Annotated in this window: 27 protein-coding genes and 1 tRNA gene; 7 read left to right on the top strand and 21 right to left on the bottom strand. The window is 67.6% G+C overall.

From position 1 onward, the window contains the following. Nucleotides 1-43: 43 nt before the first annotated feature. From AC3IPP_RS14860 to AC3IPP_RS14845, 4 genes are all read right to left on the bottom strand, one after another. Entirely contained in the window at nt 44-1,321 is a 1,278-nt protein-coding gene (locus AC3IPP_RS14860) for a multidrug effflux MFS transporter (RefSeq protein ID WP_087138797.1), read from the bottom strand. A 100-nt stretch (nt 1,322-1,421) separates the two neighbouring features. Next, nucleotides 1,422-2,534, bottom strand: a complete 1,113-nt coding sequence (locus AC3IPP_RS14855) for an HlyD family secretion protein (protein WP_489149529.1) — start codon at nt 2,532-2,534, stop codon at nt 1,422-1,424. A gap of 13 nt (nt 2,535-2,547) precedes the next feature. Next, a complete protein-coding gene (locus tag AC3IPP_RS14850; protein ID WP_087139304.1) occupies nt 2,548-4,245 on the bottom strand; it encodes an efflux MFS transporter permease in 1,698 nt (565 codons plus the stop codon). Next, nucleotides 4,242-4,796, bottom strand: a complete 555-nt coding sequence (locus tag AC3IPP_RS14845; protein ID WP_489149528.1) for a TetR/AcrR family transcriptional regulator — start codon at nt 4,794-4,796, stop codon at nt 4,242-4,244. Before AC3IPP_RS14845 ends, AC3IPP_RS14850 begins: the two co-directional genes overlap by 4 nt. Before the next feature lie 153 nt (nt 4,797-4,949). Here AC3IPP_RS14845 and AC3IPP_RS14840 point away from each other — a divergent pair, with 153 nt between their 5' ends. Next, nucleotides 4,950-5,168, top strand: a complete 219-nt coding sequence (locus tag AC3IPP_RS14840; protein WP_489149527.1) for a hypothetical protein — start codon at nt 4,950-4,952, stop codon at nt 5,166-5,168. 7 nt (nt 5,169-5,175) lie between these two features. Here the strand turns inward: AC3IPP_RS14840 and AC3IPP_RS14835 are convergent. The 9 genes from AC3IPP_RS14835 to hppD all read right to left on the bottom strand — a co-directional run bounded on the left by AC3IPP_RS14835 (nt 5,176) and on the right by hppD (nt 10,975). Next, nucleotides 5,176-5,260, bottom strand: a tRNA-Leu gene (locus AC3IPP_RS14835). A 72-nt stretch (nt 5,261-5,332) separates the two neighbouring features. Then, on the bottom strand, nt 5,333-6,241 hold the full coding sequence (locus AC3IPP_RS14830; protein WP_489149526.1) for a hypothetical protein: 909 nt from the start codon (nt 6,239-6,241) through the stop codon (nt 5,333-5,335). Between the two features lie 22 nt (nt 6,242-6,263). Next, nucleotides 6,264-7,271 (bottom strand): fumarylacetoacetate hydrolase family protein, encoded by a 1,008-nt coding sequence (locus AC3IPP_RS14825; protein ID WP_489149525.1) that lies wholly within the window; start codon nt 7,269-7,271, stop codon nt 6,264-6,266. Between the two features lie 67 nt (nt 7,272-7,338). Next, nucleotides 7,339-7,629, bottom strand: coding sequence for a hypothetical protein (locus tag AC3IPP_RS14820; RefSeq protein ID WP_087139299.1), 291 nt, complete (start codon nt 7,627-7,629; stop codon nt 7,339-7,341). Next, nucleotides 7,620-8,090: a methyltransferase family protein gene (locus tag AC3IPP_RS14815; RefSeq protein WP_489149524.1), complete on the bottom strand. Its 471-nt coding sequence runs from the start codon at nt 8,088-8,090 to the stop codon at nt 7,620-7,622. The genes AC3IPP_RS14820 and AC3IPP_RS14815 overlap by 10 nt, the downstream gene beginning before the upstream one ends. Before the next feature lie 10 nt (nt 8,091-8,100). Next, nucleotides 8,101-8,469 (bottom strand): cupin domain-containing protein, encoded by a 369-nt coding sequence (locus tag AC3IPP_RS14810; protein WP_087139297.1) that lies wholly within the window; start codon nt 8,467-8,469, stop codon nt 8,101-8,103. Then, nucleotides 8,466-9,548 (bottom strand): isoaspartyl peptidase/L-asparaginase family protein, encoded by a 1,083-nt coding sequence (locus AC3IPP_RS14805; RefSeq protein WP_489149523.1) that lies wholly within the window; start codon nt 9,546-9,548, stop codon nt 8,466-8,468. Before AC3IPP_RS14805 ends, AC3IPP_RS14810 begins: the two co-directional genes overlap by 4 nt. 155 nt (nt 9,549-9,703) lie before the next feature. After that, the gene (locus tag AC3IPP_RS14800) at nt 9,704-9,889 is read right to left on the bottom strand and encodes a hypothetical protein (RefSeq protein WP_003164030.1); all 186 of its coding nucleotides are present in this window, start codon (nt 9,887-9,889) and stop codon (nt 9,704-9,706) included. Continuing rightward, nucleotides 9,890-10,975: a 4-hydroxyphenylpyruvate dioxygenase gene (gene hppD, locus AC3IPP_RS14795; protein WP_489149522.1), complete on the bottom strand. Its 1,086-nt coding sequence runs from the start codon at nt 10,973-10,975 to the stop codon at nt 9,890-9,892. Nucleotides 10,976-11,199: 224 nt separating this feature from the next. Here hppD and AC3IPP_RS14790 point away from each other — a divergent pair, with 224 nt between their 5' ends. The 3 genes from AC3IPP_RS14790 to AC3IPP_RS14780 are packed head-to-tail and all read left to right on the top strand — an operon-like array spanning nt 11,200 to nt 12,979. Next, nucleotides 11,200-11,781: a YqaA family protein gene (locus tag AC3IPP_RS14790; RefSeq protein ID WP_489149521.1), complete on the top strand. Its 582-nt coding sequence runs from the start codon at nt 11,200-11,202 to the stop codon at nt 11,779-11,781. 55 nt (nt 11,782-11,836) lie between these two features. After that, nucleotides 11,837-12,376: a disulfide bond formation protein B gene (locus tag AC3IPP_RS14785; protein ID WP_313576985.1), complete on the top strand. Its 540-nt coding sequence runs from the start codon at nt 11,837-11,839 to the stop codon at nt 12,374-12,376. 12 nt (nt 12,377-12,388) lie between these two features. Then, nucleotides 12,389-12,979: a demethoxyubiquinone hydroxylase family protein gene (locus tag AC3IPP_RS14780; RefSeq protein WP_087139292.1), complete on the top strand. Its 591-nt coding sequence runs from the start codon at nt 12,389-12,391 to the stop codon at nt 12,977-12,979. Nucleotides 12,980-13,152: 173 nt separating this feature from the next. On the opposite strand, the gene AC3IPP_RS14775 is transcribed toward AC3IPP_RS14780, so the two are convergent. The 5 genes from AC3IPP_RS14775 to AC3IPP_RS14755 form a co-directional block, all read right to left on the bottom strand. Next, a complete protein-coding gene (locus AC3IPP_RS14775; protein WP_489149520.1) occupies nt 13,153-14,121 on the bottom strand; it encodes an esterase-like activity of phytase family protein in 969 nt (322 codons plus the stop codon). Beyond that, complete coding sequence (gene cobT, locus AC3IPP_RS14770) at nt 14,118-16,001, bottom strand: cobaltochelatase subunit CobT (RefSeq protein ID WP_489149519.1); 1,884 nt, start codon at nt 15,999-16,001, stop codon at nt 14,118-14,120. Before cobT ends, AC3IPP_RS14775 begins: the two co-directional genes overlap by 4 nt. A gap of 157 nt (nt 16,002-16,158) precedes the next feature. Then, complete coding sequence (locus tag AC3IPP_RS14765) at nt 16,159-16,398, bottom strand: hypothetical protein (RefSeq protein ID WP_087140438.1); 240 nt, start codon at nt 16,396-16,398, stop codon at nt 16,159-16,161. 30 nt (nt 16,399-16,428) lie between these two features. Then, nucleotides 16,429-16,761, bottom strand: a complete 333-nt coding sequence (locus AC3IPP_RS14760) for a hypothetical protein (RefSeq protein ID WP_489149518.1) — start codon at nt 16,759-16,761, stop codon at nt 16,429-16,431. Nucleotides 16,762-16,853: 92 nt separating this feature from the next. After that, entirely contained in the window at nt 16,854-17,594 is a 741-nt protein-coding gene (locus tag AC3IPP_RS14755; RefSeq protein ID WP_087140436.1) for an NYN domain-containing protein, read from the bottom strand. Between the two features lie 111 nt (nt 17,595-17,705). Here AC3IPP_RS14755 and AC3IPP_RS14750 point away from each other — a divergent pair, with 111 nt between their 5' ends. After that, complete coding sequence (locus AC3IPP_RS14750; protein ID WP_087140435.1) at nt 17,706-18,134, top strand: hypothetical protein; 429 nt, start codon at nt 17,706-17,708, stop codon at nt 18,132-18,134. Nucleotides 18,135-18,195: 61 nt separating this feature from the next. On the opposite strand, the gene AC3IPP_RS14745 is transcribed toward AC3IPP_RS14750, so the two are convergent. Together AC3IPP_RS14745 and AC3IPP_RS14740 are read right to left on the bottom strand one after the other, a co-directional pair. Then, complete coding sequence (locus AC3IPP_RS14745) at nt 18,196-21,051, bottom strand: M16 family metallopeptidase (protein WP_489149517.1); 2,856 nt, start codon at nt 21,049-21,051, stop codon at nt 18,196-18,198. 145 nt (nt 21,052-21,196) lie between these two features. Then, entirely contained in the window at nt 21,197-21,637 is a 441-nt protein-coding gene (locus AC3IPP_RS14740) for a MarR family winged helix-turn-helix transcriptional regulator (RefSeq protein ID WP_087140434.1), read from the bottom strand. Nucleotides 21,638-21,721: 84 nt separating this feature from the next. Between AC3IPP_RS14740 and AC3IPP_RS14735 the strand changes: the two genes are divergently transcribed. Continuing rightward, complete coding sequence (locus tag AC3IPP_RS14735) at nt 21,722-22,387, top strand: glutathione S-transferase family protein (RefSeq protein WP_489149516.1); 666 nt, start codon at nt 21,722-21,724, stop codon at nt 22,385-22,387. Nucleotides 22,388-22,444: 57 nt separating this feature from the next. On the opposite strand, the gene lepA is transcribed toward AC3IPP_RS14735, so the two are convergent. Beyond that, complete coding sequence (lepA, locus tag AC3IPP_RS14730) at nt 22,445-24,253, bottom strand: translation elongation factor 4 (protein ID WP_489149515.1); 1,809 nt, start codon at nt 24,251-24,253, stop codon at nt 22,445-22,447. Between the two features lie 331 nt (nt 24,254-24,584). On the opposite strand from lepA, the gene AC3IPP_RS14725 reads away from it, so the two are divergent. Continuing rightward, complete coding sequence (locus AC3IPP_RS14725; protein ID WP_489149514.1) at nt 24,585-25,256, top strand: hypothetical protein; 672 nt, start codon at nt 24,585-24,587, stop codon at nt 25,254-25,256. The last annotated feature ends 33 nt before the right edge of the window (nt 25,257-25,289 follow it).

Genomic DNA, 25,289 nt, shown 5'->3' with positions numbered 1-25,289 from the left:
CGTATTCAGATGCGCCCGAAAAGGCTCCCTCGCGCCAGAAAGATCAAGCCTTTGCTGCAGGCGGCGGCAGGTGGTGGGCCTTGAACAGCCGCCCCTTCTCGGCCGCCAGCACCAGCAGCAGCGCCGCGACGCCCAGCAGGACGAAGCCCACGGTCATCGGCACGGTCGAGCCGTCGAATTGTTGGCCGATGGCGAAGCCCAGCAGGGCGCCGCCGATCGAGGAGATGAAGCCCTGAGCCGAGGAGGCCGTGCCCGCGATATGGCCCATCGGCTCCATGGCCATGGAGCCGAAATTGCCGGCGATGAAGCCGAAGCAGAACATCTTGCAGGCTTGCAGCGCGGCGAACATCCACAGGCTGTCGTGGCCCAGCCAGGCGATCAGCGCGTGCAGGGCGCTGAAACCGATGAAGCCGATCAAGGCCGTGTGCGCGATCAGGCGCGACCCCAGCGTCTCGACCAGACGCGCATTCAGGATCGAGGCCACGGCGATGCCCGCCGCCACCAGGGCGAAGACGACGGGGAACAGGCCCGGCGCCTTGAACACATCGAAGAAGATCTGCTGCGAGGAGTTGATGAAGCCGAACAGCGCTCCGCTGATGACGGTCATGGCCAGGGTATAGCCCATGCCCTGACGGTGGGTCAGGGCGAAGCGGAAGGCGCCGGCGATACGGCTGATGTTGATCGGCATGCGATCTTCGGCGTGCAGGGTCTCAGGCAGGCGCAGACCCGCCCAGATCAGGAAGGCCCCGCCCGACAGGGCGAAGACGCCGAAGATCCACGGCCAGGGCGCGACCAGCATGATCATCTGCCCCACGGCAGGGGCGATGATCGGCACGCCCAGAAAGACCAGGAAGCTCAGCGACATGACTCGCGCCATGGTCCGCCCGACATAGCGGTCGCGCACGATGGACACGGCCAGCACCCGCGTCGCTGCTGCGCCCACGCCCATGCCGATGCGCGACAGGATCAGCATGTCGAAGCTGTGAGCGAAGGCGGCCAGCACGCTGAAGGCCACATAGATTCCGATGCCCGCGAACAGCACGGGGCGACGACCGTAACGGTCCGACAGCGGGCCGTAGAACAGTTGCGCTCCGCCGAAACCCAGCAGATAGGCGGTGATGATCCACTGACGGCTGTTCTCATTGGTCACGCCCAGGTCTTCGCCGATGTGGGGCAGGGCCGGCAGCATGGCGTCGATCGCCAGGGCGTTCAGCGCCATCATCACGGCGATCAGGCAGACGAATTCGGCGAAACCCGGTCCCTTGGCGGGAAGCGGCGGTTTGGCCTCGATCGCGGCGGACGGTGTCGGGGCGCTGTTCATCGGCTCCAGATGCGGCCTGCGTCAGGCTGACGCAACCCTGCAAAGGTGAAGTTTTCCGCGCTGCAACAAGAAGTCACCCCGGCCGGGTGAACCGGATAGATCAGCTCTTCACCTTGATCCGCGCCGTCACCGACATGCCGGGCGACAGGCGCTCGACGCCTTCCTGGCCCGGATCGACGGCGATGCGGACGGGGATGCGTTGGGCCACCTTGGTGAAGTTGCCGGTGGCGTTGTCGGGGCGGATGACGCTGAACTCGGAACCGGTCGCGGGCGAGATGCGCTCGACCTTGCCGGTCAGGGGGCGTCCGCCCAGGGCGTCGACGGTGATCTCGACCGGCTGGCCGACGCGGACGTCGCGCATCTGCGTCTCCTTCATGTTGGCCGTGACCCAGACCACGTCGGGGACCAGGGCCGCCATCTGCGTGCCGACGGCGACCTGCTGGCCCTGGCGCATGGAGATCTCGCCCAGGCGGCCGTCGCGCGGAGCCTCGATGCGGGTGTTGTCCAGGTCGATCTGGGCCAGGCGCACCTGGGCGTGGGCGTTCTCGACGGCGGCTTCCAGCGAGCCGCGGCTGACCACGGCCGAGGTCACGCCGGTCTGGGCCACGCCCTCGGCGGCGCGGGCTTCCGCCAACTGGGCCTCGGCGGCGCGCAGGGCGTTCTGGGCGACGTCGACCTGAGCCTGAGCGACCCAGCCGCCCTCGAACAGTGTGCGCACGCGGGTCGCATCGGCGCGAGCCTTGGTCACGGCCGACTGTGCGGCGGCGATGGCGGCGCGCGTCTGGGCCACCGACCCGCGCGCCGAGGCCTGGCTCTGGGCCGAATTGGCCAGGGCCGCTTCGGCCGAGTACAGGGCCGCCTGAGCCTGCTCCAGCCGCTGACGATAAATCCGGTCGTCGATGGTCGCCAGCAACTGACCCTGCTTCACCGTCTGGAAGTCCTGCACCTCGACCGAGGTGACATAGCCGCTGACCTGGGGGCTGATGATCGTCACCTGGCCGCGCACATAGGCGTTCTCGGTCGTCTGCGGTCCGCCCGAAAACGGCGGCAGTCCCCAGGCGTGAAGGATCAGCCCCGCCCCGATCAGGGCGATCAGGCCCAGGACCACGCCCCACATCATCCGCCGCGTTCTGGAGACCAGGGGCGGGGGCGCGGCAGGCGTCGGAGCTTGGGCGGGAGGCGGCGGCGGGGCGGAGGGGGCGGCGTCGGTCATGATCGGGTCCGGTTCACTCGGCGGAGGGCGCAGGCGTGGTCGTCTGGCGCGACGCGGCGGCGTCGCGGCGGCGCAGGCACAGCGCTTCGATGCGGGGGCGGTAATGGTTGACGGCGACCCAGACGGCGCCGACGGCGGCGACGACAGAAATCATCAGGAAGACGTCGTTGTAGGCCAGCACCTGGGCCTGCTGGCTGACCTGTTGGTGCAGCAGGCGCAGGGCCGCGCCCTGACGCAACGCCGGATCGTCGATGACGTGGGCGTAGGCGCCGCCCAGTTGTTGCAGACGCTGCATCGTCTCCGGGTCGCCCAGATTGATGCTCTCGGCCAACTGGCTGGAGTGGAACTTCTCGCGCAGGGTCTGGACGGTGCCGATCAGGGCCGAGCCCATCAGGCTGCCGACGTTCTGACACAGGGAGAAGAAGATGATGAAGCTGATGAAGCTTTTTCCGCCGCCCTGCAGCACCTTGCCGAAGCCGATGATCATCGTCGGCCCGATGAAGAAGGCGGCCGCGAAGGCCAGCAGGGCCTGGCTGAGATACAGCTCGGACGTCCGCGTCATCACCGTCGCATGGCTGTCCAGATAGGCGCCCAGGGCGATGAGGCCCAGCGCGATGGAGATCGGCTTCCACAGCTTGGCCGGGTTCAGGGTGAAGGCGCTGACCAGTGATCCCGTCGCCGTGGCCGCCAGCATGACCCAGAACAGGTCGTGCATCTGGTCGTTGCCCAGTCCCATCTGTTGCAGGAAACCGACCGCGCCGGTCGTCTGTTCGGACAGCACGATCCGCACCAGCAGAATGGCCAGCATCAGCCGCACGATGTCGCGTCCGGCCAGCCAGCGCAGGTCGATCAGGGGGTTGGCGCGGTTGTACTCATGGATGGCGGCGGCCGACAGCAGCAGGACGGCGCCGGCCAGGGCCCAGCCGACCCACGGCGCCTCCAGCCACCAGACGATGCGCCCCAGCCCCAGCACGGCGCTGAGCAGCGCCATGCCTGGCGCGAACAGGGCGAAGGTGATGAAGTCCTGCGGCTCGAAGCTCTTGATGCGCTGAGCGGGCGGCATCTTCAGGGCGAAGACGGCGGCCAGGGCCACCAGCACCAGGCCGACCTCGAACATGTAGAAGGCCCGCCACAGGTCGCGGTCCAGCAGGGAGGTGACGCCCAGCCGGGCCGCCGGGATGGCCAGGCTGGACAGGCCGACGCCCAGGATGATGCCCTTCAGCCGGTGCTGCGCCGGAAAGGCCTGAATGATGTAGAGGATGCCCAGCGTCGTCATGCCCGCCGCCGCGACCCCGGCGACGGCCCGCACCACCAGGGTCGAGACGAAGTCCTGCAGGAACAGGTGGGCCAGGGCGGCGGCCAGGAAGACGATCAGGACGATTTCGGCGAACAGCCGCAGGCCGTATTGGATGCGGAATTTGACCAGCAGCAGGTTCATGCTGGCGTTGGTCATGACGAAGATGACCGGCAGCCAGGCCGCCTCGGCCAGGGTCACGCCCAGCGATCCCGCCAACTGCGGCTGGTTGGCCGTCACAGCCGCATTGCCCAGGCTGCCGGTCATGGTCACCAGGGCGCCCACCAGCCCATAGGCCAGGCGCCAGGGCATCGTATGGTCGGGCGTCGACGGCGAACCGGGCATGACCGGCCGCTCGTGCGGCTTCAGCGTGGCGAAGAACTCCTCCCACGGCAGATCCCAGTGACGGCGGCTCATGCGCGCGCTCCGCCCTGGGCGCGCACCATGTCGAGCGCCAGCTCCAGCGAGCGGCGGCTGAGTGCGATGCTGTCCTCGGGCGAGAGGACCGCCCGCGACGGCGCGCCCAGCATCAGGGCCAGGACGCGAATGTCCTCGACCGTCAGGTCAGGCCGCACCCGTCCCGCCGCCTGGGATGCGGCCAGGGCCTCGGCCCCGGCCTCGCGCACGCCCCGGCGCACCGGCTCCATGGCCTCGACCTTCAGGTCGCGGATGAGCGCGGACAGGCCGGCGCTGGTCATCATCAGAGCGACCAACTGCTCCAGAAACCACAGGAAGGCGTCCGGATCGTCCAGCCGCGCGCGCGTGCGGCGGCCCAAACCCTCGATCTGCTCGACGAAGATCGCCAGCACCAGCTCCGACCGATCGGCGAAGTTTCGATACAGCGTCGCCCGCCCCACCCCGGCCTTTTCGGCGATCAGGTGCAGGGGGACGTCCAGCCCGTCGCGCGCAAAGGCGTCCTCGGCCGCCTTCAGCAGTCTTTCGCGTCGTTCCGCGGCGTCTTGTCGCAAGGGGCGGGTCATGAAGCGCTAAGTGGACACTTGTGTCCGGTTGTTCAAGGGGCATTCGTTTCCTGAATGCACAAGACGCGCGCAAGCTGCGCGGCGACGGGCGGCGCGTGCGAGGCCGTCGTGCTACACGGGCCGAAGGGATGGAGGACGAGGATGCCAAGTCGTATCTGGAAGGTTCTGGCGGTTATCGGCGTCAGCGTGACGCTGTCAGGCTGCTATTCCTGCTCGCTCAACGGCGGCTGGGAGCGGCAGATGAACCCGTTCTGCGCCGAGAGCAGCGCCCTGGTCGGCGGATCAATCGTCGCGGCGCGTCCACAGGATACGGCGGCGGAAGGGATCAGGTTCGGGGAGAGCCGCGCTCCGATCCCCTAGCAGGCCGTGGTGCCGGTGGTCGGACTCGAACCGACACTCCTTGCGGAACCGGATTTTGAGTCCGGCGCGTCTACCAATTTCACCACACCGGCACGGCTAGGCTCAAGGCGGCGCAATCTAGCGGCGGCGAAGCCTCCGTCAATCGAAGATCGCACCGTGTCGCATCATTCGTCGCCGCGACGGAGGCGGCTGCCCGTCGACAGCTCAGGTTCGGACATGGCGTAGTTGACGCGATAGACGATCAGCCGGGCCGGAATGGGCCCGTCGCCGCCCCCGCGGTTTTCCAGTCGCCCCTTGCGCGTCCCCTGCATGGCGGCCGCGCCGAAGCCCCCGCCGACCGGGAATTCCGTCTCGACCACGCAATCATCAACCCGGCCGTCGGCCTGACTGACGCAGGTGATGACAGCAAATCCCGCTGTATAGGTGCGACCTTGGGGATATTCGGGCTGGGGCATCCGCTTCCAGGCCAGGTTGACCGGGAGACCGTCGTCCTTCAGTTCATCCAGTTGCCGGTCGCGTGGATCGACAAGCGGTCGGTCGCAAGCCGTCAGAGACTGATCTATTGCGGCGTTGGACGCAGGCAGTTCTACCAAATAGCGCAGATTGCGACCGCCTTCGCCGCCTCCGGGCGCCACAATCGTCATCGTTCCGCCCTCTCGCATCTGGCGCGCCAGGGGCGCCGGCAGTTCCGAAAAGGCGACGCTGGGATTGTCGCCCAGCAGGAAACGTTGCTCCGCTTCCTCCTCATCACCGATGCCGATGACGAGAATCCGGTTGGATTTGTGGAAGTCCTTGCTCTCCGGCGCCGCCGGCAGGCCGCCGATCATGACCTGATAGACCCCCCGCTGGCATCGAGCGGCCAGCAGAAGGCCATTGTCGAATTGGGTGTAGGCCACGGTCAGCTCGTTTTCAGGCTGAACCAGCAGATCCCAGTCTTCAGAGTCCTGGGCCGCCGCTGCCGCAGCCGCCGTCAAACTCAAGACGGCAGCCGTCAGGCCCTGAAAAATCCCGTTCCTCATCAACCTTCTCCGCCCGATGGCCGAAGAAGGTAGCCGGTCCGTACCCTGCTGCAAGCTAAAACGGACCGGCGTTCGCTCAGGCCGCCGCCACCGTCTGTTCGATGGCGCCGAACAGGGTGTGGTGCTTGTCGTCCAGCATTTCGATGCGGACGGTGTCGCCGTGCTTGAGGAAGGGGGTCTTGGCCGCGCCGGTCTGGATGGTCTCGACCGTGCGGATCTCGGCGATGCAGCTGTAGCCCAGACCGCCTTCGGACACCGGCTTGCCGGGGCCGCCGTCGGCGTCCTTGTTCGACACGGTGCCTGAGCCGATGACGGTCCCGGCGCCCAGGGCGCGGGTCTTGGCCAGGTGGGCGATCAGCGTGCCGAAGTCGAAGGTCATGTCGACGCCCGCGTCGGCCTTGCCGAAGTCCTGGCCGTTGACCTGAACCAGCAGCGCGCCGGACAGCTTGCCGTCCTGCCAGCGATCGCCCAGGGCGTCCGGCGTGACGAAGACCGGCGACAGGGCGCTGGCCGGCTTGGATTGAACGAAGCCGAAGCCCTTGGACAGTTCGGCCGGGATCAGGTTGCGCAAGCTGACGTCGTTGACCAGTCCGACTAGGCGGATCGCCGCCAGGGCCTCTTCGCGGCTGGCGCCTAGGGGCACGTCGCCGGTCACGACCACGATCTCGGCCTCCAGGTCGCAGCCCCAGGCCTCGTCCTTCAGTGGGATGGCGTCGCGCGGCGACAGGAAGCCGTCGGAGCCGCCCTGATACATCAGCGGGTCGGTCCAGAAGCTCTGCGGCATTTCGGCGCCGCGCGCACGGCGCACCAGTTCGACGTGGTTCACATAGGCCGAGCCGTCCGCCCACTGATAGGCGCGGGGCAGGGGAGCGGCGGCGTCGCGCTCGTGGAAGCGGCCGCGCGGCACGCCTTCGTGCTCGAGGCTTTCGGCCAGGGCGCGCAGCAGCGGCTCGCACCGCTGCCAGTCGTCCAGCGCCGCCTGTAGCGTCGGGGCGATCAGAAAGGCGTCCGTGAACCAGTTCAGGTCGTTGGAGACGACGACGAGGCGGCCGTCACGGCCGTGCTTGAGCGAGGCGAGTTTCATGGGGTGAAGCTAGTCTTGGCTGAGACGATTGGGAAGCGGGGAGATGAGCGGGGCTGACGCCGTTCGATCAACTGTTCGGGGGCGAGATGACGGCGCGGGCCTCCGCGCCGGTGCGCTGGGCGGGGTCGCGGACCTCGACCTCGACGATGACGGCGCCCGCGGGCTCGTGCGCCCACAGGTAGCGGCGCTCGATCTCGACCGTGCGGCCGGACGGCGCCATGCCTTCATAGGTATCGCCCCAGGGCGTGATGGCCTTCAGTTCGACCCAGCGCAGGCCGCAGGCGGCGTCCAGTTCTTCGATGGCCATTTCAGACAGTTCATCGGCGTGGGGCGCGGGCGATTCGGGGCTTACAGCCATCGGCGGACCTTTCTTTGATAGGCCTCGTAGTCGGCACCGAAGCGCGCGGTCAGATAACGCTCTTCACGGGCGATGACGAAGCGGTCGATGACGATCAGGCAGGGCAGGATCAGCCCCAGCGCGACCGGGCTGTCCATGGCGACGGCGAAGCCGATGTAAGTCAGACCGAAGCCCAGATAGATCGGATTGCGGCTGAAGCGGTACAGTCCGCCGGTCGCCAACGCCGTGGTCGGCTTCCACGGCTCGGGCGGGGTGCCCAGGCGACGGAAGGTCCCGGCGGCGATCCCGTCCAGAGCCAGGCCGCCGATCACCAGCACGAAGGCCAGGCCGCGTCGCCAGTCCGTGGCCAGCCCCAGCGACGGCTCGTCGATCAGGCGGCCGATCCCGAACCCGACCAGCAGGAAGGCCAGGTAGATCAGCGGAGGGGGCGCGAGCACGCCGGGGTTGTCTCGTGTCGTCATCGGAATTGGATCATATCGCTTGGCCGGACGGCGCAGTGAAGTCTGAGGACGGAGCATCGCCGGTGTTGATCACTTCAGACGGCTCGAAGATGAGCACTTCGGCTTCCTCGTCGGCGGCGGTGCGATGCTCGACGCCGCGGGGCACGACGATGAACTGGCCGGGCTCCAGCGTCTCGATCCGGTCGCGGAATTCAACCCGAAACCTGCCCTTCCAAACCAGGAACATCTCGTCAGCCTCGGGGTGGCGATGCCAGGGGAAGGTCCCCTGGACTTTGACCAGCCGCACGTCCTGACCGTTCAATTGAGCGGCGATGCGCGGCCGCCAGTGATCGGAGAAGGCCGCGAACTTCTGTTCGAGATCGACGACCTCGCCGCTCATCGCCCGGCTTCGTCGCCGTAGATGGCCACGCGGGCGGGCGAGGTCGAGGACACCGCCCCGCGATACATGCCCGAGGTGTTCATCGAAAAGGCGTGGACGCCGTCCTTGCCCATGACGATGACGCCGCCGTCGCCGCCGATGGTTCCGACCTCGGCGATCTCGGCGTCGGCGGCGGCCTGAACGCTAGCGCCCTCGGCCGTGCGCCGGCAGATGTCGCGCGCGACCGTGGCGCGGATGAAATACTCGCCCGTGCCGGTCGCCGAGACGGCGCAGCCGTCGGCGTTGGAGGCGTAGGTCCCGGCCCCGATGATCGGCACGTCGCCGACCCGGCCCCAGCGCTTGGCTGTGGTGCCGCCGGTCGAGGTGCCGGCGGCCAGGCGGCCCTGGCTGTCGACGGCCACGGCGCCGACGGTGCCGAATTTGCGTTCGTCCAGCGGGGCTTCATGCAGGTTGAAGGCCAGCGGCGCGGCCGGGCCCAGGCGGGCCGGTTCGGCGGGCGCGCCTTCCGGGCGCGGCGGCAGGGGCTCGCCCCGGTCTCGCAGCGCCTTCAGCAGGGCCTGCCAGCGGCTTTCGGTAAAGAAGAAGCCGGGGCCGACCTCCTCCAGCCCGACCGAGCGGGCGAAGGTTTCGGCGCCTTCGCCGATCAGCATGACGTGGGGCGACTTCTCCATCACGGCGCGTGCGGCGGCGATGGGGCGGCGGGTGCGGGTCAGGCCCGCCACGGCGCCCGCGTTCAGGTCCACGCCGTCCATGACGGCGGCGTCCAGTTCGTTCTTCCCGGCCGAGGTGAAGACGGCGCCGCGCCCGGCGTTGAACAGGGGGTTCTCCTCCATCACCTCGATGGCGGCCTGAACGGCGTCCAGCGACGAGCCGCCGCGCGCCAGCACAGCCGACCCGGCGTCCAGCGCCGCCTGCAGGCCTGCACGATAGGCGGCGTCGCGCTCGGGGCTCAGTTGGGCGCGTTCGATCACGCCCGCGCCGCCGTGAATGGCGAGCGACCATTGCGGCGCGTCCTGAGCGACGGCCGGGCAGGCCAGCAGGGCGGCGGCTGCAGCAGCGGCCAAGGCGATCGATTTCATTTCAAGCTCCCCTTTGTTCTTTTTCCTCCCCACTGCGTGGGGAGGTGGATCGGCGGCTGCGCCGCCGAGACGGAGGGGCCGCTTGGTTCCGCTGAAGAGGCCCCTCCACCGCTTCGCGGTCCCCCTCCCCATGATCATGGGGAGGAAAACTCAGTCTAGCGTTTGTGGTGCAGGCGCCGCCACAGGCGATGGGCCAGGATGGGGGCGAAGCCGCAGACCAGGGCGGCGGCCAGAACCATCCAGAACCCGCCCCCCAGCCAGTATTCGCCCGCCAGCGCCCCGGCCCCGGCCGCCAGAAGCGGGCCGAGCCAGGGCAGCCAGTGCGGAGGCCGAAACCGCATTCAGGCGTCGACCTTGATGACGCCGCGACGGATCTGGTCCAGCTCAATCGAGTCGAACAGGGCCTGGAAGTTGCCGTTGCCGAAGCCTTCATTGCCCTTGCGCTGGATGATCTCGAAGAAGATCGGGCCGAAGGTGTCCTGGGTGAAGATCTGCAGCAGCAGGCCTTCCTCGTCCGAACCGTCGATCAGGATGCGGTTCTTGCGCATCCGCTCCACGTCCTCGCCGTGATGCGGCAGGCGTTTGTCGATCAGCTCGAAATAGGTCTCGATGGTGTCCTGGAAGTCGACGCCGCGTTCGCGCATGGCCTCGACCGTCTCGAAGATGTTCTCGGTGGTCAGGGCGATGTGCTGGATGCCTTCGCCGTTGTAGCGGCGGATGAATTCCTCGATCTGGGAATTCTCGTCCTGGCTCTCGTTCAGCGGGATGCGGATGGCGCGGTCGGGCGCGATCATGGCCTGGGAGAACAGGCCCGTCGCCTTGCCCTTGATGTCGAAATACTTCTGCTCTTCGAAGTTGAACACCGAGCTGTAGAAGCCGGACCAGGTGCGCATCTCGCCGCGACGGACGTTGTGGGTCAGGTGGTCCAGGATCTCCAGACCCATGGAGTTCTTGCGCTCGGCCTCTTCCCAGCCCTCGATCTCGTCCCAGGCGTCATACAGCGAGCCGTTTTCACCATACTGGTCGATGACGTACAGCAGCGAGCCGCCGATGCCCTGCAGCACATAGGGGTAGTCGCCGGCCAGGGCGCCGCCGCCCGTGCCTTCGGCCTTGCGGGCGCCGCGCGCCAGCGCGCCTTCATAGGCGGCCTTGGCGTCGGCGACGCGGAAGGCCATGCCGTTGGCCGAGGGGCCGTGGTCCTTGGCGAAGTCCGCCGCCTGCCCGGCGGGCGTGCGGTGGACCAGCATGGTGATGTCGCCCTGCTTCAGGCGCACCACGCCGTTGGCCGGGTTCACATGGGTCGGGGTGAAGCCCATCAGCTCCAGACGCGAAATCATCGCTTCGGGCTCGGGGCCGGTGAATTCGACGAACTCGAAGCCGTCGACGCCGAGGGGGTTTTCCTGGTCGAGTTTGGCGGCGTCCTGCATGGCGCGTCTCCTCTTACTTATGGTTTGACGCGGCTCAGGCCTGCATGGCGCGGCCGCTGATTGGGGCGGAACCTACTGGCGGGGCGGTATCGGGCGCAAGGCGGCTGTGGATTGAAACGGCACACGTTCAGGTGTCGCAGGCGATCGTTCGCCTCTCGCGCCGTTCCGCCTGGCCTGCTATCGGGCGGGGGACGAGAGGCGGGGGCCTCGATCGGGACGCCTGAATGCTTCGCAAGCTCTACGACTGGGTCTTCTCCCTGGCCCGCCATCGTCACGCGACCCGCTCGCTGGCCGTGGTCTCCTTCGCCGAAAGCTCCTTCTTCCCAATTCCGCCGGACGTCATGCTGGCGCCCATGGTGCTGGCCAAGCCGGAACGGGCCTATTTCTACGCTGCGGTCTGCACCATCGCCTCAGTGCTGGGCGGGATCCTGGGGTACGCCATCGGCTACTTCCTGGAGCCGGTCGGCATGTGGATGCTGGCTCTGCTGGGCAAGGCGGACACCTTCGAGGCGTCCAAGGCCCTGTTCCAGCAGCACGGCGCCTGGGTCATCCTGATCAAGGGGCTGACGCCCATCCCCTTCAAGCTGATCACCATCGCCTCGGGCATCTTCCAGTTCAATCTGGCGCTGTTCATCGCCCTGTGCGTGCTGACGCGCGGCGCCCGCTTCTTCCTGGTGGCCTTCGTGCTCAAGCGTTGGGGGCCGCCCATGCTGGCGATCGTCGAAAAGCGGCTGGCCCTGTTCACCGTGCTGTTCCTGGCGCTGCTGGTCGGCGCCTTCTTTATGGTCAAGCTGATCGGTCACTGATCGACGCCGGTCCCCGCTCAGTTTATGAGAGGCGCCTGGTTCCTGTGAGGCGCAGATGAGCGCGATCTATAAAACGCTGACCCGCTGGTGGACGGCCTTCGCCCTGACCGCCGCCCTGGCCATGCTGGGCGCGGCCCATGCGTTCGAGCGGTTCGGCGGTCTGGCGCCCTGCAACCTGTGCCTGAAGCAGCGCGAGGTCTATTGGGCCGCCGTCGCCATCGCCGGGGCCGCTACCTTCTGGGCCCTGTTCAGCCGGGCCAGCCGGGGCACGCCGCGCATCGCCTCCTTCCTGCTGGCGGCGATCTTCCTGACCGGGGCGATCACGGCGGGCTATCACGCCGGGGGCGAGCTGCGCTGGTGGGCCCTGCCGGCCACCTGCATGGCCGCGCCGAGCACCACCATCGACCTGTCGGCGCTGACGGCCCTGGTCGACGGCACGGGCGGAAGCTCGGGCTTCGTCTCCTGCGGCGATATTCCGTGGAGCTTCGCGGGGCTGTCGATGGCGGGCTGGAACTTTGTGATCTCCCTGGCGCTGGCTATCTTCAGCTTGCTGGCGGCGAAACGTCCCAAGGACGCCCGCGCGCCCAGAAGCTAGGATAGAGGCGTCATGACCCAATCAGCCGAAGCTGTCTCCGCCGCCCGCCGCATTCCTCTGGCCCGCCCCGGCGTGGGTCAGGACAAGGCCCGCCTGGCCGAGATGCTGCGTGTCGACCACGCGGGCGAGTTCGCCGCCGTCCACATCTATCGCGCCCAGCGCGCCGTGCTGGAAGGCCGCAAGGGCAAGGACGCCATCGCCGCCGACCTGACCGAGATGGAGGGACACGAGGCCGTCCACCTGGCCCGCTTCGAGGCCCTGCTGAACGAGAACCGGGTGCGCCCCACGGCCATGATCCCGCTGTGGAAGCTGGCGGCGACGGCGCTCGGCGCCGGCACGGCCCTGATCTCGGAAAAGGCGGCCCACGCCTGCACCGAGGCGGTCGAGAGCGTCATCGAGAAACACTATGCCGACCAGATCGAGGAGATCCGCGACCGCGATCCCGAACTGGCCGCCGAACTGACCCAGTTCCGCGAAGAGGAACTGGCGCACCACGACCACGCCATCGAGCACGGCAGCCGCGAGGCGCCCGCCTACCGCCTGCTCTCCAGCGTCATCAAGGTCGGCTGCAAGGCCGCCATCAAGATCAGCGAGCGGATCTAAGTCCTTCTCCCCTTGAGGGAGAAGGTGGCAGGCGAAGCCTGACGGATGAGGGGTGGTTACGCCGTCGTCCTGTCGTTTGAACTCAACCGTGCGCTCTCAAACTTTGAACGTCGCGCCGACACCCCTCATCCGAGCGCCTCCGGCGCCCACCTTCTCCCTCAAGGGGAGAAGGGTCAGCGGACGTCGAACGCCAGCATCAGGGTCTTCTGCGCCGGGTTGGCGTTGTCGTCGGACAGGATGTAGAGGCGCGTCCCTTCCGCGCGGCGCTCGGCGGCGATCCCCTCGAAATTATCGGTCAGACCGGGCAGTTTCAGCTCGACCAGAACCGGCCCCAATGCGCCCTCGGCGTCCATGCGGCGCACGCGGGCGCGCACGTCAAACGGCGGGCGCCACGACCGTTGCACCGCGAACCAGCCGTCGCCGCCGGGATCGCGCTCCAGCCCGGTCAGCCGCCAGCTGTCGGAAGGCGTCGTCGGCTCGACCACGGTGCGGCAACCGGCCGGCGAACAGTCCCAGATCCCCCCGCCTTCGCCGCCGACGCGCCAGCCGCCGGGCGCGGCCGCCAGCGCCTCCATGCCTTCATTCAGCGGGAAGTCGACCGCCGGATGCGGCCGCGCCTCGGGCCGGGCGCTGAGCGCATCCAGCGGGCCGTAGCTCCAGATGCGATGCTCGCGCTCGAAGCTGACCAGCACTTCGCCGTCCTCGGTCAGGGCCAGCCCTTCGGCGTCGCCCGCGACCTTGTCGGCGATCGGTTCGCCTTGGGCCGTGGTCAGTCGCCGCACCCGCAGATCGTGCAGCCCCGCCAGCTTTCCGTCCGCATCCAGCTCCAGCCGCCCGCGCACCAGGTCGCCTGAGTCCGATACGGCGATGAAGCCGCCGCCGCCCGTCAACTTCAGGTCCGACAGGCCGTGCAGGCTGGAGACCGGGGCGGCGATCAACTGCACTCCGCCCGCATAGCGCACGCCCTTGGCCAGCTTGGCGCCGCCCGGCCAGCCCAGTCCGACCTGCCGGGTCGAGCCGCCCGCAGGCGCCCAGCCGTCGGCCGTCGCCTCTGGCGTCCAGGGATGGGAGGTGACCGCCGCCCCGGCGCAGGCGGCCAGGGCGAGGGAGATCAGGGCGGCGACGTAGAGGCGGCGATTCACGCCGCGCGCTTGTGCGGGACGCGCCCGCCCTTGCTGCTGACGGTCTTCGGCTCGGCCTCGAACAGTTCGGCCAGCTTTTCGGTCATCGCGCCCGCCAACTGCTCGACATCGACGATGGTCAGGGCGCGGCGATACCAGCGGGTCACGTCGTGGCCGATGCCGATGGCCAGCAGCTCGACCGGGCTGCGCGTCTCGATCTTCTCGATCACTTGGCGCAGGTGCTTGTCCAGATAGAGGGCCGCATTGGCCGACTGGGTGGAATCGTCGACCGGCGAGCCGTCCGAGATGACCATCATGATCTGCCGCGCCTCGGGCCGGGCCAGCAGGCGGTCGTGCGCCCATTCCAGCGCCTCGCCGTCGATATTCTCCTTCAGCAGGCCCTCGCGCATCATCAGGCCCAGGTTCTTCTTGGCCCGGCGCCACGGCGCGTCGGCGCCCTTGTAGATGATGTGGCGCAGGTCGTTCAGGCGGCCCGGATTGGCGGGCTTGCCGGCGCTGATCCAGGCCTCGCGGCTCTGTCCGCCCTTCCAGGCGCGGGTGGTGAAGCCCAGGATCTCAACCTTGACGCCGCACCGCTCCAGCGTCCGCGCCAGAATGTCGGCGCAGACCGCCGCCACCATGATCGGCCGCCCGCGCATCGAGCCGGAGTTGTCGATCAGCAGGGTCACGACCGTATCGCGGAACGGGCTTTCGCTCTCCATCTTGAACGACAGGGGGCTGGTCGGGTCGGTGATGACGCGGGTCAGGCGCGCCGTGTCCAGCATCCCTTCCTCGAGGTCGAACATCCACGAGCGGTTCTGCTGGGCCAGCAGCCGCCGCTGCAGCTTGTTGGCCAGGCGCGACACCACGCTGCCCAGCGTCGACAACTGGGCGTCCAGCAGGGCGCGCAGCCGATCCAGCTCCATCGGGTCGCACAGTTCGGCGGCGTCGATGATCTCGTCATAGGCGGTGGTGAAGGCGCGATAGACCTCGACTGCGCGGCCGTCGTCCTGGGTCTGCTGGTGGTTGGGGCGGTCGCCTTCGCTGAGCTCGGGGGCGTCTTCCTGGCCCTCGCCGTCGGGCTCGCCCGGCGTGCCGTCGGGGCGGGCCTGGCGCTCGTCCTCGGCGGACTGGTCGTCGGCCGTGCCGTCCAGGGAGTCGCCGCCCTCGCCGCCGTCCTGTTCTTCCTGCTCGTCCTGATCCGCCTGGTCCTGGTCGGGCTTGTCCGCGTCGTCCTCGCCGTCCTCCTCGGGCGAGTCGCCGCCGTCGGCGTCGCCGGGGTCCAGGTCCAGCGCGCGCAGCAGATCCTTCATCCGCGCGCCGAAGGCCGCCTGATCGTCGCCCAGGGCCGCCAGGGCGTCCAGTTCGGCGCCCGCCTTGGCCTCCAGTTCGGCGCGGACGCGGTCCAGCATGGTCTTGGCGCCGTCGGGCGACGGCTCGCCGGTCATCCGTTCACGCAGCAACAGGGCGGCCGCCTCGGCCACCGGCACCTGGGCCGCTTCGGCGCGCAGGGCGCCCGACTTCTCCAGCCGGGTGACCAGGGCGGAATCGAGGTTGCGCCGCACGCCCTTCAGCTCGCGCGCGCCGACCGCCTCGACGCGGGCCTGCTCGACGGCGTCGAACACCTCGGCCGCGTTCATGTCGACGGGGCGCAACCGCGCGTCCAGCGCCGGATCATGGTTGGCCAGCCGCAGGGCCATTCGGTCCGCCTGACCGCGCAGGGTCGCGCTTTCGGGCGCGGCCGGATCGCGCGGCGGATGGGGCAGGGTCAGCACGCCCTTGGACAGCTTGGGGCCGTCGCCGCCGAAATGCACCTCCAGCTCGGCCTGTTCGGCCAGGGCTCGAGCGGCGTGCGCCAATGCGCGCTTGAAGGTCTCGACGGGGGTCTCTGCGGCGGCCATGCGCCACACATAGACCATACTGCGGCGGGGGAAAGGGGACGAGGCGTCCTAGGTCGGGGATTCCGTCGCGGCGGCCCCTGGACCCAAATGGTCCAGATTCATCTGGAGCGAATGTCTGAGTCTCGTTGGACATGCGTCTAACGAAACCGATTTCGCTCTAGCGGCGCGCGGCGCGCTCGACCGGACGCTTCACCGCCGCTTGTCGGCAGATGTCCTGCCGGACGTTGGAGCCGGTCGGTTGACCGCGATAGCATTCCTCGCGCACCTCTTCCCCAGGGCGCGGCGCCGATCGATCGCGCACCACGCCGCCCACCGGCATGGCCGCCGCCGACTGGGCGTGCACGGGGGTGGTGGACGAGCTCGACAGGAGCAGGCTGAACAGAAGGGTCGTCAACATCGGCGTCTCCTTTTTGACGAAGGCTTTGTGTCAGAACACCGCACGTCCGCCGGGGGAGCGGGGCGCGGGCCGTTCGCCCCAGCGTGAACCCTGCATGTCCCGCATCATATCGGTCGACATGCGTTCGCGTTGGCTGCTGTTCAGCGGCACCTTGCGGCAGACGCGCTGCTGAATGGTGCTGCCCATGGCGCGCTCCCAGTCGCAGACTGTCCGTGTCGGGCCGCTCGTCACCGTAGGCGGTCGCGCCGAGATGGTGCGCGAAGGCGAACTGGAGGGGCTGGGCGCGCGCGGCTCGACAGCGGCGTTGTCATCCTGCATCGCGACGCCGTTCAGCATGAGCAGAGCAAGGACGGGGATCAGCATGGCGAGAACTCCCTTTGGGGAATGTCAGATCACCACCATGCAGACAATCGAATGACGTTACAACACCGTTCTCTCAACGGCTCCGCTTGAGCCTAGCGGGATTTGAGCCGCACGCGCATGACGCCGCCGGGGCCGACCTCGACGTCGAACCGGCCGGTGGCGCGGACCAGTTCGGACAGTTTGGCGTGGCCATAGGTGCGCTGGTCGAAGTCGGAGTAGGTGTTGCGTAGGCGGTTGGCGACGCCGCCGATGTTGACCCAGCCGTCGCCGTCCTCGTCCATGTCGGTGATGGCGGTGGCGATCAGGGGAACGGCTTCGGCAGGCTTGCGCTCGGCCGGGGGCGCCGCGCCCGCGCCCGCCTCGGCGGCGGCCCGTCCGGTCAGGTTCTCTGTGTAGATGAAACGGGTGCAGGCCTGGCGGAAGCTCTCGGGAGTCTTGCGCTCGCCAAAGCCGTAGACGGGCACGCCCTGTTCACGAATGCGCGCCGCCAGCCGTGTGAAGTCGCTGTCCGACGACACCAGGCAGAAGCCGTCGAACCGGCCCGAATGCAGCAGGTCCATCGCGTCGATGACCAGGGCGATGTCGCCCGAATTCTTGCCCTTGGTGTTCTGGAAGTTCTGCTGCCACTGAATCGCCCAGCGCGGCAGGACGTCGATCCATCCCCGCAGCGCTGGACTGGCCGCATCGCCATAGATACGCCGCGCCGAGGCCTCGCCCAGCGCGGCGATCTCGGTGAACAGCGCCTCCGCGATCCGGGCCGAGGCGTTTTCGCCGTCGATCAGAACGGCCAGGCGCGGGGCGCGGGCGGTGGCGTTCAGGGCGTCGGTCGGCATGAGAGGGGGCCTCGTGTTCGTGGGGACATCGTCCGAAGCGCCAGCCTCGACCTCCAAACGGGCGCGGTCAACCGCGGCTGCTCCCGGTGATGGGACATGCTACAGCGAGCCATGACCCAAACGCCCCTGCGCCGCCTGATCGACCTGCCCGGTGTCGATGATCTGGAACTGAAAGCGCTGATGAAGCCGCGCTACGCCGATCCCGACGCCCGCGACGAATTCCCCGAGATCGACGCCCTGACCCAGGCCCTGTTCGGCCTGACCGCCGACGCGGCCGAGGCCGTCGAACGGCCCGGTGACTGGGACGACATCCATCGCCTGTCGGGCGCCGATCTGGCCGACGCCTTTGAGGCCCTGGGCTGGGATGTGACGGACAAGCGCCGCAAGCCGTTACGCCTCATGGCGCACTACGCCCTGCCTTTGGCGCTGGCGATCCGCGGCGTCGCCGGCGAGTTGCCGTTCCACGCCGAGGCCGATCACCCGACCACGGACTGGGGCGCCGGCCTGGCCGCCGACGCCGCCCGCTTCCGCAAGCGATAGAACGAAAACGGCCGGCGGGTCCCCCCGCCGGCCGTCGTCGCTTCAGACGTGATCGAAGAGCTTACTGAGCGGGCTTCGGCGCCTCGGCGGCGCGCACCTCGACCGGCAGGCCCAGGGCGTCCAGTTGCGGTTTGACGACCGAGGCGTCGCCGACCACCACCCAGACGAAGCGCGAGGGCTGGATGGCGGCGCGGGCGGCGGCGTCCATCTCCTGCGCCGTCAGGGCGTTGATCCGGCCCGCCAGCGTCTCGGGATAGTCGTCCGCGCGGCCGTAGAGAGCGTTGGACTGCAGGGCGCCCAGCACCTGATACGAGGTCTCATAGCTGCCCGACAGGGCGCGGGTGCGGCCCAGGACGGTGCGCTCGCGCTCCTGCGCCGTCACCCCGTCGGCGCCCAGGAAGCGGTCGTACTGGCTGACCAGGGCGGCGATCGACTCGCCGGTGCGGTCGGCCTGGACCGGAGCGTTGACGATATAGGGCGCGCGGTTCTCCAACTGGCTGATCGTGCCGCGCACGCCGTAGGACCAGCCCTTGGTCTCGCGCAGATCGGCGTTGATGCGCGACAGGAAGTCCGTGCCCAGCACCGTGTTGGCGGTGGTCAGGGTCAGGATGTCGTCGGTCCCCGACACCGGCAGCACCTGACCGCCGTAGATCAGCGACTGCGGCGACTGCGGCCGATCGATCAGCACCACCCGCGCCGAAGTCTGGGGCAGGGCGGCGTCGAAGGCCTTGTCGCCCTTGGCCGTCGCCGGGGCGCGCCAGTTTCCGAAAGCGGCCTCCAGTTGCGGCTTCAGCTCGTCCAGCGAAAGGTCCGACACCACGAACAGCTGGGCGTTGTCCGGACGGATCCAGCGGGCGTGCTCGGCCGCCAGGTCGTCGCGCGACAGGCCGCGGATCACCGCCTCGTCGCCCGAGCCGCCGAACGAACGGCCATAGGGGTGGCTCTCGCCGTAGATCAGCGGGGGCAGGGCGCGCCCGGCGATCGACGCCGGCTGGGTCTTCTCATTGGCCAGTGCGGCCAAGCGCGTGGCGCGCAGGCGTTCGATCTCGGCCGGAGCGAAGGCCGGATTGCGAACCACGTCGGACAGCAGGACCAGCGACGGCTGTAGATTGGTCGTCACCGCCGACAGGCTGGCCACCGTGCGGTCCATCGACGAACCGACGGAGACGCTCGCGCCCAGGCGCTCCTGCGCCTCGGCCAGAGCCTTGGAATCGCGCGTCGTCGTGCCTTCCTGCATGACGTTCAGCATCAGGGTGTGGGCGCCCAGGCGGTTGGCGCGGTCGGCTGCGACCCCAGCGTCGAACTCCAGCGCCACGCGGGTCACCGGCACGGTGGTCGAGCGGGCGTAGACGATCTCGATCCCGTTCGACAGGGCGGCGCGCTCCACCGCCGGGAAATCGACGTTGGACACCTGGCCGATGGCCGGGGCGGGGTCGCGGGCCACGCGCTGGATCGGTTCGGCCGGAACCGGCGTCGCGCCCGCCGGGGCTGCGGCGGCCTCGGCATAGGCTTCGCGCTCGCCCGGCACGACGATCTGGCTGTAGACGGGGCGGCTCAGCCACTTCTGCAGGGCGGCCTGGACCTGGGCCGGGGTCACGGCGGCGTAGGCCGCCAGCTCCTTCTTGTAGAAGTCCGGATCGTTCGAATACAGCTGGCCTTCGGCCAGGACCGAGGCCTTGCCGTTGGCGGTCTCCAGCCCCTGGATGCGCTGCGAGGCGTAGCGCGTCACCACGCGGTTGATCTCGTCCTGGGTCGGGCCGTTGGCGATCAGGTCGGCCAGTACGGCGTCCATGCGCCGGGCCACGGCGTCCGCATCGGCGCCAGGCTTGACCATGGCGGAATAGCTGAACATGCCGAGCCGCTGGAAGGTCTGGTTGGAGGCCGAGACGCTGGAGGCCGTCTGCTCGTCGCGCACCAGGACGTTGTCCAGACGCGAGCTGGCCAGGCCGCCCAGCACGGAGGCGCCGACGCTCAGCGGCACGGAGTCGGGGTCGCCCAGGCCCGGCACGGCCCAGGTGCGGCTGATGCGGGTCTGGGCTACGCGGTCGTGCAGCACCTGCTCGACCGGCGCCGCCAGGGTCGGCACAGGGGCTGCCGCCGGGGTGTTGACCGGGCCGCGCGCGATGGCGCCGAAATACTTCTCGGTCAGCTCGCGGGCCTTCGCCTCGTCGATGTCGCCCGACAGGACCAGGACGGCGTTGTTCGGGCCGTAGTTCTCACGGAACCAGTCGCGCACCGTCTCCATGCTGGCCGAGTCCAGGTCGGCCATCGAACCGATGGTCGAGTGGCGATAGGGGTGGCCCTCGGGGAACAGGGCTTCCAGCGTGGCGTAGTAGGTCATGCCGTAGGGCTGGTTGTCGCCCTGGCGCTTCTCGTTCTGGACGACGCCGCGCTGCAGATCCAGGACCTCCTGGCTGACCTGCCCCAGCAGATAGCCCATGCGGTCGGCTTCCAGATACAGGGTGTAGTCCAGCGCCGGGGTCGGCACCGTCTGGAAATAGTTGGTGCGGTCGAACCAGGTCGTGCCGTTCAGGCTGGTCGCGCCCGCCGCATTCATCGTCTGGATGTGGCTGGAGGGCGAGTTCTCGGACCCGCCGAACATCAGATGCTCGAACAGGTGCGCAAAGCCGGTCGAACCCTTCGGCTCGTCCTTCGATCCGACATTGTACCAGACCGACACCGCCACGACGGGCGCCTTGCGGTCTTCGTGCACCAGCACGGTCAGTCCGTTGTCGAGCTGGAAGCGCTTCCACGGAATGTCCACGCGGGCGATCAACTCGGAGACCGGCGCCCCGCGCAGGGGCTCGGCCTGGGTCGTCGTCGTCGTAGCGGAGGCGGCGGCCGCAGGCGCGGCGATAACGGGCGTGCTCACGGCCAGCAAGGCGGCGAGCGCAACGGAAGAGGCGGCAAGGCGCATGGTGATGTCGGTTCCCAACGGATCATGTTGGGTCGGACCTTAACCACGCGCGCCGTCGCTGCAACGCGACACATTGTTATATGGAGAATTCTTCATCTTCGTCGACGCGCTTGGCGTGATCCAGGCTGGGCTCCAAGCCTGCCTTCTAAGTTGCGGCAAGCTTCAGCAGCGCCCTTAGCGCGTCGCCGTCGCCGATCTCGCCCTCAAGGGCCGCATGTTCCTGGATCCAGACCGGCGTCGCCTTGCCGAGCGCGTTTCGGCCTGCGTCGGTCAAGGCAACCCGCCGTCCGCGCCGATCTTTCTCGTCTACCGCTATGGTGACTAGGCCAGCCCGCTCCAACGGTTTCAAATTCGCGGTCACGGTTGAGCGGTCCATCGCCAGCAGTTCGGCCACGGCGCCGATCGTCGGCGGTTCGGGCCTGTTCAGTCCGTTCATCAGCGAGAACTGGCCGCTGGTGATCCCATAAGGCCGAAACGCCTCGTCGAACCGTCGGGACAGGGCCCGTGCAGCGCGCTGGGCGTGCAAGCAAAGGCAATGATCTCGAATATGCAGTGTCTGAGAAAAGGCGGTCGGCGGATTTGACATGACTGAAATTATGTTGATATCAAACTTTATGTCAATGCGTGACGGCAACGTCTAAAGCGTCCGGATAAGCTGAAGGAGCATCCCATGATCCAGGTCACGGCTTTCAAGTGGGTGCCTGACTTCGCCCAGGGTTCAGTCCGCGACATCCGCGTTCGCTGGGCGTTGGAGGAGGCGGGCCTCGGGTATGATGATCGGCTGATTGGGTTTGAAGACCAGTCAACGCCCGCATACCGATCCCTGCAGCCTTTCGGTCAGGTTCCCGCTTACAGCGACGGCAAGGTGCAGATGTTTGAGAGCGGGGCCATTGTCTTGTGGATCGCGCAGAATTCGTCTGAACTCATGCCTGATGATCTCGCTGGACGTGCGCTGGTCATGACATGGCTCTTCGCCGCCATGAACAGCGTCGAACCTCTTGTCGCCGAACTGGCCGGGATCGATTTTTTCAACGCCGACAAGGCTTGGGCGAAGGAACGCCGACCAGAGGTTGAGGCCGCCCTGCGCGGACGGTTGAGCGATTTGCAGGACGCACTGGGGGATCGGCGATGGTTCGCCAACGACCGCTTCAGTGCGGCGGACATCTTGATGGCGCACGTGCTGCGGGACCTACGTCACACGGACATCGTCGCCAGCTTCCCTACGCTAGCCGCCTATGTCACGCGCGCCGAGGCCCGTCCTGCGTTCAAGCGCGCGCTCGCTGATCAGTTGAGGCCATTCGGCGAGTACGAGGCGATTCAGCGGGCCGCCGTGTAGGATGAAAGCGGCCCGTCGCCGGGCTCGATCAAAGCCGGGACCGGTGGGCCTCTTTCCTCAATCCTCGTCCATCTTGAGCGCGGCGATGAAGGCTTCCTGCGGGATCTCGACCTTGCCGAACTGGCGCATGCGCTTCTTGCCCGCCTTCTGCTTCTCCAGCAGCTTCTTCTTGCGGGTGGCGTCGCCGCCGTAGCACTTGCTCGTCACGTCCTTGCGCAGGGCGCGGACGGTTTCGCGGGCGATGATCTTGCCGCCGATGGCCGCCTGGATCGGGATGGTGAACATGTGCGGAGGGATCAGCTCCTTCATCTTCTCGACCATGCCGCGGCCGCGCGTTTCGGCGCGGGCGCGGTGGACCAGCATGGACAGGGCGTCCACCGGCTCGGCGTTGACCAGGATGCTCATCTTCACCAGGTCGCCGACCTTGTAGTCGGTGATCTCATAGTCGAACGAGGCGTAGCCCTTCGAGATCGACTTCAGGCGGTCGTAGAAGTCGAACACCACTTCGTTCAGCGGCAGCTCATAGACCACCAGGGCGCGGGAGCCGACGTAGGACAGCTCGATCTGGCTGCCGCGACGGTCCTGACACAGCTTGATCACCCCGCCCAGATATTCGTCGGGCGTCAGGATGGTGGCCTTGATCCACGGCTCGCTGATCGTCTCGATCTGCATGACGTCCGGCAGGTCGGCCGGGTTGTGCAGGTCGATCTCGGTCCCGTCGCGCAGGCCGATCTTGTAGACGACCGAGGGGGCCGTCGCGATCAGGTCCAGGTTGAACTCGCGGCTCAGGCGCTCCTGGATGATCTCCAGGTGCAGCAGGCCCAGGAAGCCGCAGCGGAAGCCGAAGCCCAGGGCGGCCGAGGACTCCATCTCATAGGTGAAGCTGGCGTCGTTCAGGCGCAGCTTGCCGATGGCGGCGCGCAGGTCTTCAAAGTCGGCGGCGTCGACCGGGAACAGGCCGCAGAAGACCACCGACTGCACGTCCTTGAAGCCCTTCAGCGCTTCGGCCGTGGGCTTCTTCTCGTCGGTGATGGTGTCGCCGACGGCGGCGTGGGCGACTTCCTTGATCTGGGCGGTGATGAAGCCGACCTCGCCGGGGCCGAGCTGGTCCACGGGGGTGTTCTTGGGCAGGAAGACGCCGACGCGGTCGACCAGGTGAGACGAGCCGGTCTGCATCATCTTCACGCGCATGCCGGCCTTCAGCACGCCGTCGAACACGCGCACCAACAGCACCACCCCCAGGTAGGGGTCGTACCAGGCGTCGACCAGCATGGCCTTCAGCGGGGCGTTGATGTCGCCTTTAGGCGCGGGCAGGCGCGTGACGATGGCCTCCAGAACGTCCTCGATGCCGATGCCCGACTTGGCCGAGCACATGACCGCTTCCGAGGCGTCGATGCCGATGACGTCCTCGATCTGGGCCCGCACCCGGTCCGGTTCGGCGGCGGGCAGGTCGATCTTGTTCAGGACCGGCACGATCTCGTGGTTGTTGTCGATCGCCTGATAGACGTTGGCCAGGGTCTGGGCCTCGACGCCCTGCGAGGCGTCCACCACCAGGATCGAGCCTTCACAGGCGGCCAGCGAACGCGACACCTCATAGGCGAAGTCGACGTGGCCCGGCGTGTCCATCAGGTTCAGGACATAGTCGTGCCCGTCCTTGGCCTTGTAGTTCAGGCGCACGGTCTGCGCCTTGATGGTGATGCCGCGCTCCTTTTCGATGTCCATATTGTCTAGGACCTGCTCGGACATTTCACGCGCGGTCAGGCCGCCTGTGAACTGGATCAGGCGGTCGGACAGGGTCGACTTGCCGTGGTCGATGTGGGCGACCACCGAAAAGTTGCGGATGCGTTCGATAGGGGGCGTCGTCATGGTTCGGCGCGCGTAGCACGGCCGGAGCGATTGCGCCACGGGAGCCGTTGAGTGGGGGGCTCGAACCGTCACGGCGACTTCGCCTTAAAAAAGTCACGACTTCGCCAACTTTATTCTGGGTGGTCTTCAGATCAAATGACGGGATGCAGGGCGTACTGATCGCACAGCTCTACTCCATTTGATCAGATCGTCTCCCGCAAGGTGGGCGGAGTGTACGAATTATCGAGGAAAATCAGAGGTTCTCTTAAGGGGAACGACCCATGTCACTCGACGATTTCGGCCTTCGGAGGTGGAGGAGCCTCCTTAATCACCTTTGATTGGAGGCAAGGAAATGCGTGCCAAACTAATGACGTCTGCTGCGGTCCTGGCTGGGGCCCTGGCTTTTGCGGGCATGGCTCAGGCTCAGTCCTCGAGCGGTCCGAACGGCCCGGTCGGCGGCAACACTTCGGCGGCCGACTCCTACAATAGCGGCGGCAACAGCACCGACGTAGACCTGGGCGTCGCGGATTCGTTCAACGACAATTCGGACAACTCCACCAACACCAATCTGGAGTTGGGCGTCTCGGATTCGTTCAACGACAACTCGGACAATTCGACGAACACTGAAGTCGGCATCGCGGACTCGTTCAATACGGACAATTCGCAGGACAATTCCACGAACACCAACCTGGAGTTGGGGGTCTCTGACTCCTTCAACGACAATTCGGTGAATGACTCGGGCAACGACAACTCCACCAATATCGGCGACATCCGTGTCTCCCTCAACATGCAGGAGCTCAGCGCCAACGTCAGCGATCTGAGCTTCGACATGTCGGAAGACGGCCAAGGCCCGCAAAACGCGCGGATCCGTACCGGCAACATCAACCAGAGCGGCGGCGCCTTCGCAGGCTTCGCCGGCATCCAGACGGTGAGCAACAACACCGGCATGGCGTCGGTTGGTCAGGCGGCCACGGCGATCAGTGCCAACGCCAACATCACCTTCGGCAACGGCGGCGGCAACTAGGCCTTCGTTTTCGGCGGCCGGTTCTCCGGCCGC

The organism is Brevundimonas sp. KH_060 (assembly GCF_057838275.1).
The sequence above is the reverse complement of the archived record's forward strand: the minus strand, read 5'-3'. Positions and strand labels throughout refer to the sequence as shown.

Coding starts and splice junctions, on each gene's coding strand:
- AC3IPP_RS14810 (WP_087139297.1), bottom strand. CDS start 8,469: ATGAGCGGCGAGGTCGTCGATCTCGAACAGAAGTTCGCGGCCTTCTCC.
- AC3IPP_RS14760 (WP_489149518.1), bottom strand. CDS start 16,761: ATGCTGATCCCCGTCCTTGCTCTGCTCATGCTGAACGGCGTCGCGATG.
- AC3IPP_RS14725 (WP_489149514.1), top strand. CDS start 24,585: ATGCGTGCCAAACTAATGACGTCTGCTGCGGTCCTGGCTGGGGCCCTG.
- AC3IPP_RS14840 (WP_489149527.1), top strand. CDS start 4,950: ATGCCAAGTCGTATCTGGAAGGTTCTGGCGGTTATCGGCGTCAGCGTG.
- hppD (WP_489149522.1), bottom strand. CDS start 10,975: ATGCAGGACGCCGCCAAACTCGACCAGGAAAACCCCCTCGGCGTCGAC.
- AC3IPP_RS14800 (WP_003164030.1), bottom strand. CDS start 9,889: ATGCGGTTTCGGCCTCCGCACTGGCTGCCCTGGCTCGGCCCGCTTCTG.
- AC3IPP_RS14790 (WP_489149521.1), top strand. CDS start 11,200: ATGCTTCGCAAGCTCTACGACTGGGTCTTCTCCCTGGCCCGCCATCGT.
- AC3IPP_RS14815 (WP_489149524.1), bottom strand. CDS start 8,090: ATGACGACACGAGACAACCCCGGCGTGCTCGCGCCCCCTCCGCTGATC.
- AC3IPP_RS14755 (WP_087140436.1), bottom strand. CDS start 17,594: ATGCCGACCGACGCCCTGAACGCCACCGCCCGCGCCCCGCGCCTGGCC.
- AC3IPP_RS14855 (WP_489149529.1), bottom strand. CDS start 2,534: ATGACCGACGCCGCCCCCTCCGCCCCGCCGCCGCCTCCCGCCCAAGCT.
- AC3IPP_RS14735 (WP_489149516.1), top strand. CDS start 21,722: ATGATCCAGGTCACGGCTTTCAAGTGGGTGCCTGACTTCGCCCAGGGT.
- AC3IPP_RS14805 (WP_489149523.1), bottom strand. CDS start 9,548: ATGAAATCGATCGCCTTGGCCGCTGCTGCAGCCGCCGCCCTGCTGGCC.
- AC3IPP_RS14765 (WP_087140438.1), bottom strand. CDS start 16,398: ATGTTGACGACCCTTCTGTTCAGCCTGCTCCTGTCGAGCTCGTCCACC.
- AC3IPP_RS14740 (WP_087140434.1), bottom strand. CDS start 21,637: ATGTCAAATCCGCCGACCGCCTTTTCTCAGACACTGCATATTCGAGAT.
- AC3IPP_RS14780 (WP_087139292.1), top strand. CDS start 12,389: ATGACCCAATCAGCCGAAGCTGTCTCCGCCGCCCGCCGCATTCCTCTG.
- cobT (WP_489149519.1), bottom strand. CDS start 16,001: ATGGCCGCCGCAGAGACCCCCGTCGAGACCTTCAAGCGCGCATTGGCG.
- AC3IPP_RS14825 (WP_489149525.1), bottom strand. CDS start 7,271: ATGAAACTCGCCTCGCTCAAGCACGGCCGTGACGGCCGCCTCGTCGTC.
- AC3IPP_RS14745 (WP_489149517.1), bottom strand. CDS start 21,051: ATGCGCCTTGCCGCCTCTTCCGTTGCGCTCGCCGCCTTGCTGGCCGTG.
- lepA (WP_489149515.1), bottom strand. CDS start 24,253: ATGACGACGCCCCCTATCGAACGCATCCGCAACTTTTCGGTGGTCGCC.
- AC3IPP_RS14785 (WP_313576985.1), top strand. CDS start 11,837: ATGAGCGCGATCTATAAAACGCTGACCCGCTGGTGGACGGCCTTCGCC.
- AC3IPP_RS14820 (WP_087139299.1), bottom strand. CDS start 7,629: ATGGCTGTAAGCCCCGAATCGCCCGCGCCCCACGCCGATGAACTGTCT.
- AC3IPP_RS14860 (WP_087138797.1), bottom strand. CDS start 1,321: ATGAACAGCGCCCCGACACCGTCCGCCGCGATCGAGGCCAAACCGCCG.
- AC3IPP_RS14850 (WP_087139304.1), bottom strand. CDS start 4,245: ATGAGCCGCCGTCACTGGGATCTGCCGTGGGAGGAGTTCTTCGCCACG.
- AC3IPP_RS14750 (WP_087140435.1), top strand. CDS start 17,706: ATGACCCAAACGCCCCTGCGCCGCCTGATCGACCTGCCCGGTGTCGAT.